The sequence below is a fragment of the Stenotrophomonas maltophilia complex sp. Om-AH-Sm3 genome, assembly GCF_059337855.1.
Genome location: NZ_JBYBLQ010000002.1, coordinates 307669 through 320983, shown reverse-complemented (window position 1 = coordinate 320983; position 13315 = coordinate 307669). Strand labels below are relative to the sequence as shown.

Annotated in this window: 13 protein-coding genes; 7 read left to right on the top strand and 6 right to left on the bottom strand. The window is 67.7% G+C overall.

The annotated features are described in order from the left end of the window. Positions 1-59: 59 nt before the first annotated feature. The gene (locus AC10QF_RS04155) at positions 60-1229 is read right to left on the bottom strand and encodes a lytic polysaccharide monooxygenase (protein ID WP_069138823.1); all 1170 of its coding nucleotides are present in this window, start codon (positions 1227-1229) and stop codon (positions 60-62) included. A 233-nt stretch (positions 1230-1462) separates the two neighbouring features. Continuing rightward, complete coding sequence (locus tag AC10QF_RS04150; RefSeq protein ID WP_069138821.1) at positions 1463-1948, bottom strand: DUF1203 domain-containing protein; 486 nt, start codon at positions 1946-1948, stop codon at positions 1463-1465. A gap of 296 nt (positions 1949-2244) precedes the next feature. Between AC10QF_RS04150 and AC10QF_RS04145 the strand changes: the two genes are divergently transcribed. The 3 genes from AC10QF_RS04145 to AC10QF_RS04135 are packed head-to-tail and all read left to right on the top strand — an operon-like array spanning position 2245 to position 5695. Beyond that, positions 2245-3771 (top strand): alpha/beta hydrolase, encoded by a 1527-nt coding sequence (locus tag AC10QF_RS04145; RefSeq protein WP_069138819.1) that lies wholly within the window; start codon positions 2245-2247, stop codon positions 3769-3771. After that, entirely contained in the window at positions 3768-4514 is a 747-nt protein-coding gene (locus tag AC10QF_RS04140) for an ABC transporter ATP-binding protein (protein WP_111175975.1), read from the top strand. The genes AC10QF_RS04145 and AC10QF_RS04140 overlap by 4 nt, the downstream gene beginning before the upstream one ends. Then, entirely contained in the window at positions 4511-5695 is a 1185-nt protein-coding gene (locus AC10QF_RS04135; RefSeq protein ID WP_069138817.1) for an ABC transporter permease, read from the top strand. The genes AC10QF_RS04140 and AC10QF_RS04135 overlap by 4 nt, the downstream gene beginning before the upstream one ends. Positions 5696-5716: 21 nt before the next feature. Here AC10QF_RS04135 and AC10QF_RS04130 read toward each other — a convergent pair whose 3' ends face one another. Continuing rightward, the gene (locus tag AC10QF_RS04130) at positions 5717-6427 is read right to left on the bottom strand and encodes a transposase (RefSeq protein WP_069138814.1); all 711 of its coding nucleotides are present in this window, start codon (positions 6425-6427) and stop codon (positions 5717-5719) included. Between the two features lie 99 nt (positions 6428-6526). Beyond that, positions 6527-7324, bottom strand: coding sequence for an AraC family transcriptional regulator (locus AC10QF_RS04125; protein ID WP_494541798.1), 798 nt, complete (start codon positions 7322-7324; stop codon positions 6527-6529). A gap of 78 nt (positions 7325-7402) precedes the next feature. Between AC10QF_RS04125 and AC10QF_RS04120 the strand changes: the two genes are divergently transcribed. Then, entirely contained in the window at positions 7403-7657 is a 255-nt protein-coding gene (locus AC10QF_RS04120; protein ID WP_111128509.1) for a hypothetical protein, read from the top strand. An 82-nt stretch (positions 7658-7739) separates the two neighbouring features. Here AC10QF_RS04120 and AC10QF_RS04115 read toward each other — a convergent pair whose 3' ends face one another. Then, positions 7740-8753, bottom strand: a complete 1014-nt coding sequence (locus AC10QF_RS04115) for an energy transducer TonB (RefSeq protein WP_139727972.1) — start codon at positions 8751-8753, stop codon at positions 7740-7742. Positions 8754-8953: 200 nt separating this feature from the next. Beyond that, the gene (locus AC10QF_RS04110; protein WP_005420197.1) at positions 8954-9574 is read right to left on the bottom strand and encodes a TIGR00645 family protein; all 621 of its coding nucleotides are present in this window, start codon (positions 9572-9574) and stop codon (positions 8954-8956) included. A gap of 112 nt (positions 9575-9686) precedes the next feature. Between AC10QF_RS04110 and AC10QF_RS04105 the strand changes: the two genes are divergently transcribed. From AC10QF_RS04105 to AC10QF_RS04095, 3 genes are all read left to right on the top strand, one after another. Beyond that, on the top strand, positions 9687-10376 hold the full coding sequence (locus AC10QF_RS04105) for a glutathione binding-like protein (protein ID WP_005420195.1): 690 nt from the start codon (positions 9687-9689) through the stop codon (positions 10374-10376). A gap of 157 nt (positions 10377-10533) precedes the next feature. Next, complete coding sequence (locus AC10QF_RS04100) at positions 10534-12759, top strand: S9 family peptidase (RefSeq protein ID WP_494541797.1); 2226 nt, start codon at positions 10534-10536, stop codon at positions 12757-12759. A 25-nt stretch (positions 12760-12784) separates the two neighbouring features. Further along, positions 12785-13300 carry a cytochrome c oxidase assembly factor Coa1 family protein gene (locus AC10QF_RS04095; protein WP_494541796.1) on the top strand — a complete coding sequence of 172 codons (516 nt, stop codon included), beginning with the start codon at positions 12785-12787 and terminating at the stop codon, positions 13298-13300. Positions 13301-13315 lie beyond the last annotated feature (15 nt).

The window sequence follows — 13315 nt, the reverse complement described above, 5'->3', positions numbered from 1 at the left end:
CTCAAAGCACTGCGGCCCAGGCAGAAGGCGGCGCGATGCGCACCGCCTTCTACAACGGGTCAGTAGGGCACCCAAGCATCGCGCCATGCACTGCCCACACCGGGGCGATATGCCTCGGCATTGACGTTGCACCACGCCCCTTCCGGGAACGGGCGGCAGGCGTACAGCTTGCCGTCGGTGCCCTTTACCACGGTCTGGCCGGGGACGTAACTGCCAATGCCTGCGGGGTACACGTGGTCGAAATCACCGCCCGGCGACGGCGTGCCCGCGTCGGGCACCCGGGTGTCGAGCTGGAAGCGGTTGCCGTCCTTCAGGTACACCCGGTTGTCGGTGGCCGAGGCGGCCGGTGTGATCACGCCGTTGCTGAGCACGCCCACGCGTGCGTGCTGCGCACTGGCATTGACCTTGCGTGCCAGCACCAGCGGCCACTGTGCGGCGGCAGTCTGGCCGCTGGCCAGCGTGGCTTCCACGCGTTCGACATCATTGCCGTTGGCATTGAACACGCGCAGCGCCAACGTGGTGCCGACCGGCAGCTCGCCGCGCGCGGTGACCGGGCCGGCATCCTGCCACTGCGTTGCCGGTGCCGTTCCGCCGCCGCCCTGGAAACGCACATCCATGCAGGTATAGAACGCCTCGGTCGAATCCGAGCGCTGCCAGGTGTTGTAGATCACATGCTGGCCGGTGCGCTGCGGCAACGTGCATTGCAGCTTGTAGGTGCCATCGGCCGACAGCGGTGTATTGCCCAGGGTGCAGAACTCCTGCAGGTCGGCCCAGCGCAGCGGGCTGCCCGGCTGCCAGCCTTCGCGGGTGACGAAGAAGCGCCAGTCACGGGTGGCGTGCGGCGCGGTCGCCTTGAACACGAAGGTGAACCTGCCATTGGCATCGGGCTGGATCGGCGTGGTCTGCCAGTCACTGCGGTTCACGTCCAGGCCGCGGAAGGTCGGGTTGTTGCCGCTGCACAGCTTGCCGTCGGGCACCACGGCCTGGTGGTTGCCGTTGGCATTGGCCTGGTTGATGCCGTTCCAGTCGTAGAACGCCTGCGAACCGCCGATGGCCTTGGCGGCGGCACAGGCCGGGTTGGTCGGGTTCTCGGGGTTGCCCTGGAAACAGGCGTAGACGCGGCTGACCGGCGTGGTCATGGTGCCGTGGGCGAACGCGTTGCCGGCCAGGGACAGGCCCGCAGCCACGAACGAGGTAGCCAGCAGCAGCGGTGTGGATCGGAATGACATGGCGCATCCTTGTGGTCGTCGAAAGGGAACGGTGACCGCAGGCGCTGCGCTGCGCAGTGGACTTCCGGCGGCACCACGGCGAGTATCGAGTCGCGCTGCAGGCGACGGAACCCTCGCAGTGCCGATCCGTGACTGCGCATGTGAAGCCCTTCCCGCAGGCTTCACGCAGGGCTGAACGGATGCGCTGGACGTCACGTGACCGGCGTGGCATCGATCACGTCATGGAGATCGCGCTACGCAGTCTCGGTACCCACCCGATCTGCCTGGCACGAGAAACACCCATGCGCCGCGTTGTGCAGCTGGACGAACGCCACCGACGGGTCGGCAAACAGTGCATCCAGGTGGTCGGCCACCTCGGTGCCCGCACAGACCTGGGCACCGCACATCAGCGCGGCGTGGTCATAGGCACGCATCGAAATCATCCGGCGCTGCACATACGGGGGCACCTCGCCCGGCGGCAGGACGCAACGGGTCACGCCGCGCTGCACGAAGATCGGGCCGGCGGCGCGGTACGGCGAATGCAGCGGCAGGTGGACGTGGGACAGCAGGAGCAGCTCGCTGCCAGGCGCGGGATCGCTCAGGCTGATCCGGCAGGGATGGCCGCCGTTGGCGCCGGCCCAGCGACGTTGGATGCCGAGCGCGGCGAGCGCGCTGTCACTCATCTCGAACAGGTGCAGGAAGGGGCGATGGTCGATGCCACCGAGGTACCACGTGTGCATGAGCGTCTCCTGGGTCTGCGGCGGATTCTGCGCGTGCGCCGGCGGCCGTGCTCGCCGTTTTCAGACCCCGCATCGCCGCCGGGCCGGTGCACTGGCCCATGGGGCGCTGCGGGCCGCCGCCAATGCCGCCCTGTGCCGGCCAAGGCCGAGAGGCGGGACCGCCTGGTCTGCGCGCCGTCGGCGGCGGATTCGTCATTGCCCATCGCCGTCGGCGCGCTGCCCGTGTAAGTTGGGTCACATCTTCCGCGGCAGCCCGTCGTGGTCGACAGGAACGTCCTCCAGGGGAAACGAGCACGATGCAAAGACACCACCTCGCGCTGGCCGGGATGCTGGCCAGCCTGATGCTTGCCGGGTGCAGCCAGCCGCCGCCGGCCGACGCCGGAAGCGCCAGCGATGCACCCAGCCGCCGCTTCGGCACGATCGACTTCCAGCCCTGCACACTGTCCACCGAAGGTGCCAGCGCCAACGTGGAGGCGCAGTGCGCCACCCTGCAGGTGCCGGAGGACCGGGCCCAGCCTGACGGTCGCCGGATCGGCCTGCGTATCGCCTGGCTGGAATCGGGCAGCAGCGGCGCCAGCCAGCCGGACCCGGTGTTCTTCCTGGCCGGCGGCCCCGGCCAGGCGGCCAGCGAGGTGGCGGTCATCGTCGACACTGCACTGCGCCAGGTGCGCAAACAGCGCGACGTGTTCCTGATCGACCAGCGCGGCACCGGCGGCTCCAACCCGCTCAGCTGCCTGGGCGCGGACGGCAAGCCGCTGCAGGTGGACGAGGATGCCGCGCCTTCCGAGGCAGCGTTGCGCGACTACGCCCAGCGCTGTGCCGCATCGCTGCAGGGGCGTGCCGATGCGCGCTTCTACACCACCACCGAGGCGATCGCCGATCTGGATGCGGTGCGTGCGGCGCTCGGTGTGGACCAGCTCAACCTGGTTGGCGGCTCCTACGGTACCCGCGTGGCCCAGCGCTATGCCGGGGCCTATCCGCAGCATACCCGCAGCATCGTCATCGATGGCGTGGTACCGAACGAGCTGGTGGTCGGTGGCGACTTCGCGACCACCTTCGAGGATGCGATCGCCCTGCAGTCGGCGCAGTGCCGCAAGGATGCCGCGTGCAGCAAGCGTTTCCCGACCGATACCCGCGCGCAGCTGCGCAGCGTGGTCGACACCCTGCGCCGTGCACCGGTCTCGGTCGAGTATCGCGACCCGGGTACCAACGCACCCCGGCAGGATGTCCTGACGCCGGACAGCGTGGTCGGCCTTGCCTTCGCCTTCTCCTACGTGCCGCAGTATTCCTCGCTGCTGCCACTGGTGCTGGATGAAGCCGCACACGGGCGCTATGCCCCGTTGGCATCGCTGGCGCGCGGCGCGAACCGCAGCATGGATTTCCAGATCAACCGCGGCATGCAGTGGTCGGTGATCTGCAGCGAGGATGCGCCGCGCTACCACGCGCCGGCCGAGGATCCCGAGCGGCTGTTCGGCAACGAGGTGGCCAGTGCGTTCTTCGCGGCCTGCCCGGTGTGGCCGCACCGTCCGGCGCCGGCAACCGATGCCGTGCCGCTGCGCAGCGACGTGCCGGCACTGCTGCTGTCCGGTGAGCTGGACCCGGTGACGCCACCGCGCTACGCCGCACAGGTGCTCAAGGGCCTGCCCAACGGCCGTGCGCTGGTCGCCCGTGGCCAGGGCCATGGCACGTTGACCGCCGGCTGCATGCCGCGCCTGCTCGGACAGTTCATCGACAAGACCGATGCCAAGGCGCTGGATGCCGGCTGCCTGGACACGCTGAGCTACGTGCCGGCGTTCACCTCGTTCAACGGATGGGAACCATGATCGTCGCCGACAACCTGCACAAGGCCTTCGATACCCGCACGGGCCGCATCCAGGCGGTCGCCAACGTCGGCTTCCGCGCCCGGGATGGGCAGATCACCGGCCTGCTCGGCCCCAACGGTGCCGGCAAGACCACCACCATGCGCATGCTGTACACACTGATGACGCCCGACCAGGGCAGCATCACTGTCGACGGCATCGATGCGGCGCGCAATCCGGTGGAGGTACGTCGCCACCTCGGCGTGCTGCCCGATGCGCGTGGCGTCTACAAGCGCCTGACCGCGCGCGAGAACATCGCCTACTTCGGCGAACTGCATGGCCTGTCGGCCGAGCGCATCCGCGAACGCATCGAGGTGCTGTCGCACGCGCTGGACATGGGGGACATCCTCGACCGGCAGACCGATGGTTTCTCGCAGGGCCAGCGCACCAAGACCGCGATTGCCCGCGCGCTGGTGCACGACCCGCGCAACGTCATCCTCGACGAACCGACCAATGGCCTGGACGTGATGACCACGCGCGCGCTGCGCCGCTTCCTGCTCGGCCTGCGCGATGAGGGGCGCTGCGTGATCCTGTCCAGCCACATCATGCAGGAGGTGGGGGCGTTGTGTGACCACATCGTGATCATCGCCAAGGGCACGGTGATGGCTGCCGGCAGCGCCGACGAGCTGCGTGCGCAGGCCGGCGAAGCCAACCTGGAAGATGCGTTCGTGAAACTGATCGGCAGCGAAGAGGGCCTGCACGCATGAGCATGATGTCGACCCTGATGACGGTGATGCGCAAGGAACTGCGCGACCTGTCGCGTGACCGCCGCACGCTGCTGCTGACCCTGCTGTTCGGGCCGCTGCTGTACCCGGTGCTGCTGTTGGGAATGGGCAAGCTGGCCGAGAGCCGGGTACGCACCCAGATCGAAGAGCCGTTGCAGATCCCGACCATCGGCGCCGGGAACGCGCCGAACCTGGTGCGCTTCCTCGCCGCACAGGGCCTTAATGCCGCACCGGCACCGAAGGACCTGGCCGAGGCCATCCGCACCCAGGACATCGATGTGGCGCTGCGCATCAGCGATGATTTCGGCAAGGACTGGGCCGAGGGCAAGCCGGCGCTGGTGGAGGTGATCAAGGACAGCACGCGTCGCGCGGCTGAAGTACCCAGTGCGCGCCTGGAGGCGGCGCTGGCCACCTACAACGGCCAGGTCGGTGCACTGCGCCTGATGGCGCGTGGCATCGACGCACAGGTGGCACGCCCGCTGGACGTGGCGCGCCAGGACCTGGCCAGTGCCGAGGCCAAGCGCGGCATGATTCTGTCGATGCTGCTGCCGGTATTGCTGACGCTGACATCGTTCATCGGTGGCGCCTACCTGGTAATGGACGCCACCGCCGGCGAGCGCGAGCGGCAGTCGCTGGAACCCCTGCTGGCCACGCCGGGTTCGCGCAGCGCGATCGTCAGCGGCAAGATCGCCGCCGCCTGCGTGGTCGGTTTCGTGTCGCTGCTGCTGACCCTGGTCGCGTTCAAGGTGAGCGCGCAGATCGCGCCCGGCAACATCGGCCGCCAGTTCAACATGAACGTCGGCTCGATGCTGCAGATGCTGCTGGTGATGTTGCCGATGCTGCTGATCGGCACCTCGCTGCTGACCTTCCTGTCGGCCGCAGCCAAGAGCATGAAGGAAGCGCAAAGCCACATGACCTGGCTGATGCTGCTGCCGATGCTGCCTGGCTATGCACTGGTGGCCTATCCGCTGAAGAGCGAGCTGTGGCAGTACGCCGTGCCGTTCCTGTCGCAGAACCAGATGCTGCTGAAGGTGATCCGCCACGAGATCATCACCCCGGCGGTCTGGGCGATCTACCTCGGCGCCAGCCTCGGCCTGGCCGCCGTGCTGTGGTTCGCCGCCGTGCGCCGCTATCACAACGAGCGCCTGGCGATCTCCGGCTGACCAAAAAAGGGACGGAGGGGATTAAGTCGTTTCTGCCTCTCCCGTCCCCTGCTTGCGCGGGCGCCCTCGTCTGCGCATCACCACGGGGCGTCCCAGCGTCTGTTCCACCATCCGCAGGAATGCAGCGTCCCCCATTGGGCTTTGCCTGGCACTGTGGTTGCGGATCGCAGGTACGTCGGCGGATGCATTCACGTCGCGCAGGAACTCGGCATACAACGTCGCCCTTTTCCGAGCGGTCGCTGCCAGTGCTTTGAACGCAGGATGCGGTGTCAGCATCGGATCATCGCGTCGTTGAAGGTTGCCGTGCACGCTGGACCACGGATGATCTTCGGCGCTGACCACAATCCCGGCACGAACCGGATTGCGTTCGATGTAGCGGTATACGCTGAGAAGATAGGCATCGCTGTCGATCATCGAGGAATGGAAGCGACCCTGCCACAGCGGCCCACTGCGCCCGTGCCGCTGGTTGAAGGCCTGTACGTAGTTGTTGCCCTGCATGCGCATTGCACCAGCCAGACCCTGCTGTGTGGAGGGCGTGGCCAACAGGTGAACGTGGTTTCCCATCAGGACATAGGCATGCAGTGCGACGTGGTGCTTGAGGAATGCGCTGTGCAACAGATGCAGGAACAGTTGGCGGTCGATGTCGTCGACGAAGATCGCGCCCTTGTTCACACCGCGCTGGATCACGTGATAGGCCTGGCCTGCCAGCATCAGGCGCGCTTGTCGGGGCATCGGATCTGGAGACTGGACGGGGTTTCAGCCTGTCATTGCGGCCGCGAAGCCGGACATCAGGCAACGCCGCGATGCCGTGTCGGAAGAGTCAAAAGCGACTTAATTCCCTCCGTCCCCTTTTGCGTACCGCGCAGGCGTCACCCCCATCTCGCGCTTGAACACGGTGATGAACGCGCTCGGGGTGTCGTAGCCCATCGACAGCGCAACGCTGATCACCGGCTCGCCGGCCAGCAGGCGTGGCAGCGACAGCAGCACGCGCAGGCGCTGCCGCCAATGGCCCAGGGGCATGCCTGTTTCGGCCTGCCACCGGCGGGCGAGGCTGCGGCCGGACAGTCCGTTGGCGGCTGCCCACGCTTCGACGCTGCGAAGGTCGTCCGGCGACCGTGCCAGCGCCGCCGCGATCCGCCGCAACCGTCGATCCTGCGGTTGTGGCAAGGCAAGCGGCAAAGGCGTGCTGGCGGCGATCTCATCGGTGATCACGCCGGCCAGGCGTGCCTGCGCGGCGTCCAGCGCCTGATGTGGCCAACTCAGTGCGCGCATCATCGCCGCCTGCAACAGCACGTTCGGCTGGAAAATGCGCGGCACGGCGGGCAGCTCCAGACAGGCTTCGGCGTTGAAGTACAGGCTCCAGCCATCGAATGCCTCTGCCCCTACCAGGGCGTGGGGCAGCAAGGGCGGTATCCAGGCAACGTGCCCCGCCGGCAGCAACCAGTGCAGATCGCCGGCCTCGATCCGCAGCAGGCCGTGGTGGGCACCCAGCACTTGGCCGCGCACGTGCTGGTGGCGTGCGGTGCGGCGCCGTCCCGGCACCCGCAGCTGCGAGGCCAGGATGAGGGGACCGTCTTCGGCGTTCGCCAAAGCGGGGTCAATCAACGCGGGTGATGTCTGATCTGCCATATCCATTGGCAGTTATACGGCAGAAGTGCCGCTGGCTGGGCGGCACACTGGGCTCCCGATCCCACAGGAGCATCACCCATGCAGCCGCAGGACATCCTTCCCGACCATCAGAACGAGGTGCAGGTGAACGGCCTCACCGTGCGCAAGGGCAGCGTCGGCGCCTTCCTCGCCAGCGTCCGTGACTGGCAGGACCCCGCCAGCGATGACGCCACCCGCGCCACCGCCGAAGCCGACCTGCGTGCGCTGCTGCCGGGCCTGCATGCGCTGGGCCTGTTCCAGGTGTTGGCCGCGCGTGATCCGGCACTGCAACGCCTGATCGACAGCCTCGCCTGAAACGAACACGGCCCGGACATGCCGGGCCGTGTGGTCATTGCGGGGCGGAAACGACTTAATCCCCTCCGTCCCCTTTTCGCGGTCAGCTGCCGCCCGGGGCGAACACCAGGGTGCGGCGGGTGGTGACCGGTGCGCTGACCGGCTCGAAGCGCCAACGCTTGACCGCGTTCATGGCCTCGCGATCGAAGACGCGCGACGGTGTTGCGCGCAGTACGCGGGCATTGGTCACCGAGCCATCGGTGCCGACGGTGATTTCCACCAGCACTTCGCCGGAGGTGCCTGCGCGCAGCGCCTCGGACGGATAGCGCGGCGCCGGGGTGCTGACCGGGCGCAGGTTCGGCGCCGCAGCGGCCGCCGGTGCTGCGGCCTGGCGTGCGGCGCTGGCCTGCTGGGCGGCAGCCTGCTGCTGCTTCTGCTCGGCGTCGCGGCGGGCCGCAGCCTGGCGCTCGGCTTCCTGGCGCTCGTTGTCGCGGCGGGCAGCGTCCTGCTGGGCAGCGATCTGCTTGGCCGCGTCGGCTTCCTTGGCACGCTGCTCGGCCAGGCGCTGCTGTTCGGTCTGCTGCTTGCTGCGGTCCTCGGCGTCCTTCTTCGCCTTCTCGGCTTCGGCCTCGGTGCGCTTGGCCGCGTTCTGCACGCCCTTGGCCAGGCCGTCCTTCAGGCGCGGCAACGCCGGCGCAGAGGCGTCCACCTTCTCGATCAGTGCCACCAGGCGCTGCGCTTCGGTGTAGTCCTCGCGGCCCAGGTGCTGTTCGGCGGCGATCAGGGTGTACGGCAGCAGGTCGGTCAGTGCGCTCTTCACCGAGGCGTCGTCCGGCGTCTTGTCGCGCAGGGCAAGGTAGTACTCGATGGCGTTGTCGCCGGCCGGCGCGTACATGCGGTTCTCGCGCAGGGCCTGGCTGGCCGACTCACGCAGCTGCTCGGTGCCCATCGACTGCACCTTGGCGGCAACCACCGGTGCGGCCGGTGCAGCGGCGGTGGGTGCGGCGGCCGGGGCCGGTGCGGCGGTTTCCTCCTTGCCCGAGCAGGCAGCCAGTGCCAGTGCCAGGGCAACCGGCAGCCACCGGCGCGCGGCGGTGATCGTTGAGACGTGCGACATCCTGCTCCCCTCTAGAAGACGACGTGACGTAAATCATTGATATGCATGGCCGGGACCTGCGGTCCGGGCGCGGCAGGGTGACGTTTCCCGACGCCACCGCCGGCAACGGCGAGGGTGCAATCTAGCATCCCGGCCGCCGCCGCGTACAAGAGCAGTGGCCGGGATGGGCAACGGCGGCCGTGCCGTTGCCGGCGCCGACCTCAGTGGTCGTGCGCCTTGTCGTGCGACTTGCTGTGGCCGTTGGACATCAGCTTGTCGGTCCAGGCGATGCCGATCGCCGACAGGATGAACACGCAGTGGATGATGGTCTGCCACAGCACGCCTTCCTGAGTCAGCATCGAGCAGCGGGCGACACCGATGTTGGCGGCGGCCACGCTCATCTGCTCCGGCGTGCACAGCGGGATGCCATTCAGTGCGCCACTGGCGATGAAGGTCTTCAGCAGGTGGATCGAGGAGATGCCGATGATCGCCATCGCCAGCTTCACCTTCAGCACGCTGGCGTTGACGTGGCTCAGCCATTCCGGCTGGTCCGGGTGGCCTTCCAGGCGCAGGCGCGAGACGAAGGTTTCGTAGCCGCCGACGATCACCATCACCAGCAGGTTGGAGATCATCACCACGTCGATCAGGCCCAGCACGATCAGCATGATCTGCTGTTCACCCATCGAGGCGGAATGCGAGATCAGGTGCCACAGTTCCTTGCCGAACAGGAACACGTAGACGCACTGCGCCACGATCAGGCCCAGGTACAGCGGCAGCTGCAGCCAGCGTGAGGCGAAGATCAGCGTGGACAACGGGGAGAGCGGCGGGCGGTTTGCACTCATGCGGGGGATGCTGCGTTTCGGGGGAGAGGCGAGGTTACCGGCCCGCCATGACGGTGCCAACCCAACTCACGCACTAGACTTCAGGTTCCTTTCCGCACCCCGAGCCGACGCCATGATCGACCTGTATTACTGGCCCACCCCGAACGGCCATAAAGTGACCCTGCTGTTGGAGGAAACCGGCCTGGAGTACCGCATCCACCCGGTCAACATCGGCTCGGGCGACCAGTTCAAGCCGGAATTCCTCGCCATTTCGCCCAACAACAAGATGCCGGCCATCGTCGACCACGCCCCAGTCGATGGCGGCGCCCCGCAGAGCGTGTTCGAGTCCGGCGCGATCCTGCTGTACCTGGCCGAGAAGACCGGCCGCTTCCTGCCCAGCGACCCGCGCGGCCGCATCACCACCCTGGAGTGGCTGTTCTGGCAGATGGCGGGCCTGGGTCCGATGAGTGGCCAGATGGGGCATTTCAATGTGTATGCCCCGGAGAAGATCCCGTATGCGATCGAGCGCTATGACAACGAGGTGCGCCGCCTGCACGGGGTGATGGACAAGCGCCTGGCCCAGCACGCCTTCCTGGCCGGCGACGCGTACACCATCGCCGACATGGCCAGCTACCCGTGGATCGGCGCCTACGACAAGCTGCCGGTGGACTTCGCCGCGTTCCCGAACCTCAAGCGCTGGCACGAGACCATCGCCGCGCGCCCGGCCACCCAGCGCGCCTATGCGCTGCGTCAGCAGGTGAACCCGAACGCCGGCAAGCCGCTCAGCGACGAAGAGCGCAAGCATCTGTTCGGCCAGCGCTGACCCAGTTCGGTGGGTGCCGACCGTTGGTCGGCACTCCTTACCGGCACTCCTTATGGGCAGAAGGTCATGCTGCCTTCCCGCACGGGCTTGGTTAGGATGGGGGACGACCGTCCCGCGCCCCGCGTGGAGGCGGACCTGCCGTTTGCCGGGATCCTCCATGCGCCACCTGTTCGCTTCGCTTGCCCTCATGCTCGCCACCAGTACCGCCGCCCACGCCGAAAAGCTGACCCTGGAAGCCATCACCGGCCCCCTGCCGTTGTCCGGCCCGACCCTGATGAAGCCCAAGGTGGCGCCGGACGGTTCGCAGGTCAGCTTCCTGCGCGGCAAGGACAGCGACCGCAACCAGCTGGACCTGTGGACCTACGACATCGGCAGCGGCCAGACCCGCCTGCTGGTTGATTCCAAGGTGGTGCTGCCCGGCACCGAGACCCTCAGCGATGAGGAAAAGGCCCGACGCGAGCGCCAGCGCATCGCCGCGATGACCGGCATCGTCGATTACCAGTGGTCGCCGGACGCGCAGCGCCTGCTGTTCCCGTTGGGCGGCGAACTCTACCTGTACGACCTCAAGCAGCATGGCCAGGCGGCCGTGCGCCAGCTGACCCACGGTGAAGGCTTCGCCACCGACGCCAAGCTGTCGCCCCAGGGCGGCTTCGTCAGCTTCATCCGTGGCCGCAACCTGTGGGTGATCGACCTGGCCAGTGGCAAGCAGCTGCAGCTGACCCGCGACGGCAGCACCACCATCGGCAACGGCGTGGCCGAGTTCGTCGCCGATGAGGAAATGGATCGCCACACCGGTTACTGGTGGGCGCCGGATGATTCGGCCATCGCCTTCGCCCGCATCGACGAGGCGCCGGTGCCGGTGCAGAAGCGCTACGAGGTCTACGCCGACCGCACCGATGTGATCGAACAGCGTTACCCGGCCGCCGGCGACGCCAACGTGCGTGTGCAGCTGGGCGTGATCGCACCGGCCGCCGATGCGCAGCCGCGCTGGATCGACCTGGGCAAGGAACAGGACATCTACCTGGCCCGCGTCGATTGGCGCGATGCGCAGCACCTGAGTTTCCAGCGCCAGTCGCGTGACCAGAAGCAGCTGGACCTGGTCGAAGTGGCGCTCGACTCCAACCGCCAGCGCGTGCTCGCACACGAGACCAGCCCGACCTGGGTGCCGCTGCACAACAGCCTGCGCTTCCTTGAAGATGGCAGCGTGCTGTGGTCGTCCGAGCGCACCGGCTTCCAGCACCTGTACCGCATCGACAGCAAGGGCAAGGCCACTGCGCTGACCCATGGCAACTGGCCGGTGGACGAACTGCTGGCGGTCGATGAGAAGGCCGGCAAGGCCTACTTCCGTGCTGGCATCGAGACCTCGCGCGAAAGCCAGATCTACGCGGTGTCGCTGCAGGGCGGTGAGCCGCAGCGCCTGTCGAAGGCGCCGGGCATGCACAGCGCCAGCTTCGCCCGCAATGCCAGCGTCTACGTGGACAGCTGGTCCAACAGCACCACGCCGCCGCAGATCGAACTGTTCCGCGCCAACGGCGAGAAGATCGCCACGCTGGTCGAGAACGACCTGACCGATCCCAAGCACCCGTATGCGCGCTACCGCGATGCGCAGCGCCCGGTCGAGTTCGGCACGTTGATGGCTGCCGACGGCAAGACCCCGTTGAACTACAGCCTGATCAAGCCGGCCGGCTTCGATCCGTCCAGGCGCTACCCGGTGGCGGTGTACGTCTACGGCGGCCCGGCCAGCCAGACCGTCACCGACAGCTGGCCCGGCCGCGGCGACCATCTGTTCAACCAGTACCTGGCCCAACAGGGCTACGTGGTGTTCTCGCTGGACAACCGCGGTACTCCGCGCCGTGGCCGCGACTTCGGTGGTGCGCTGTACGGGAAGCAGGGCACGGTGGAAGTGACCGACCAGCTGCGCGGCGTGGCCTGGCTGAAGCAGCAGCCGTGGGTGGACCCGGCGCGCATCGGCGTGCAGGGCTGGTCCAACGGCGGTTACATGACTCTGATGCTGCTGGCCAAGGCATCGAACCAGTACGCCTGTGGCGTGGCCGGCGCACCGGTCACCGATTGGGGCCTGTATGACAGCCACTACACCGAACGCTACATGGACCTGCCGGCGCGCAACGAAGCGGGGTACCGCGAAGCGCGCGTGCTGACCCATATCGAAGGCCTGCGTTCGCCGTTGCTGCTGATCCACGGCATGGCCGATGACAACGTGCTGTTCACCAACTCGACCAGCCTGATGAGCGCGCTGCAGAAGCGCGGCCAGCCGTTCGAGCTGATGACCTATCCGGGTGCCAAGCATGGCCTGTCCGGCGCCGATGCCCTGCATCGCTACCGTGTGGCCGAAGCCTTCCTGGGACGCTGCCTGAAGCCCTGATGCACAAACGGGAAGGAGCCCGCCGATGACACTGCCGCCGCCGATTCCCACCCATGGCCCGAAGCCTGCCGGCTGGTGGTCCCGTCACTGGCGCTGGGCGATGCCGCTGGCCGTGCTGCTGGTGTTGGCCAGTGCCGGTGGCGTGGTGGCCTGGAGCGTGCTGCGCTGGAGCGAGGCCGCACGCGAGAGCCCGCCGATGCGCGAGGCGATGCGCCGCGCTGGATGCAGCATCGAACTGGTGGAAGCCTTCGGCGAGCCGCTGCGTGCCGAGTCGATGCCGCTGGGCAGCATGCAGACCGCGATCAACGGCCAGCGCGACGTCGGCCTGACCGTGGCCCTGGAAGGCCCGCGCGCGCACGGCCGGCTGTTCGTGAAGGGCACCCGCAGCGACGACGTCTGGGACTATCCGGTGATGTATGTGCTGGGCGAGAACAAGCAGACGTTCGACCTGACCGCGCTGGATGATGACGAGGCCGCGCAGGAATGCGAGCTGCAGGCCTGCCGCGAACGCGGCGAATGCCCGCTGGCCGCGGCGTTGTGACCTCCGGCCGATTGT

Bases quoted from the DNA above. Each gene is read 5' to 3' on its own strand.
- AC10QF_RS04155 (WP_069138823.1), bottom strand. From the start codon at position 1,229: ATGTCATTCCGATCCACACCGCTGCTGCTGGCTACCTCGTTCGTGGCT.
- AC10QF_RS04150 (WP_069138821.1), bottom strand. From the start codon at position 1,948: ATGCACACGTGGTACCTCGGTGGCATCGACCATCGCCCCTTCCTGCAC.
- AC10QF_RS04145 (WP_069138819.1), top strand. From the start codon at position 2,245: ATGCAAAGACACCACCTCGCGCTGGCCGGGATGCTGGCCAGCCTGATG.
- AC10QF_RS04140 (WP_111175975.1), top strand. From the start codon at position 3,768: ATGATCGTCGCCGACAACCTGCACAAGGCCTTCGATACCCGCACGGGC.
- AC10QF_RS04135 (WP_069138817.1), top strand. From the start codon at position 4,511: ATGAGCATGATGTCGACCCTGATGACGGTGATGCGCAAGGAACTGCGC.
- AC10QF_RS04130 (WP_069138814.1), bottom strand. From the start codon at position 6,427: ATGCCCCGACAAGCGCGCCTGATGCTGGCAGGCCAGGCCTATCACGTG.
- AC10QF_RS04125 (WP_494541798.1), bottom strand. From the start codon at position 7,324: ATGGCAGATCAGACATCACCCGCGTTGATTGACCCCGCTTTGGCGAAC.
- AC10QF_RS04120 (WP_111128509.1), top strand. From the start codon at position 7,403: ATGCAGCCGCAGGACATCCTTCCCGACCATCAGAACGAGGTGCAGGTG.
- AC10QF_RS04115 (WP_139727972.1), bottom strand. From the start codon at position 8,753: ATGTCGCACGTCTCAACGATCACCGCCGCGCGCCGGTGGCTGCCGGTT.
- AC10QF_RS04110 (WP_005420197.1), bottom strand. From the start codon at position 9,574: ATGAGTGCAAACCGCCCGCCGCTCTCCCCGTTGTCCACGCTGATCTTC.
- AC10QF_RS04105 (WP_005420195.1), top strand. From the start codon at position 9,687: ATGATCGACCTGTATTACTGGCCCACCCCGAACGGCCATAAAGTGACC.
- AC10QF_RS04100 (WP_494541797.1), top strand. From the start codon at position 10,534: ATGCGCCACCTGTTCGCTTCGCTTGCCCTCATGCTCGCCACCAGTACC.
- AC10QF_RS04095 (WP_494541796.1), top strand. From the start codon at position 12,785: ATGACACTGCCGCCGCCGATTCCCACCCATGGCCCGAAGCCTGCCGGC.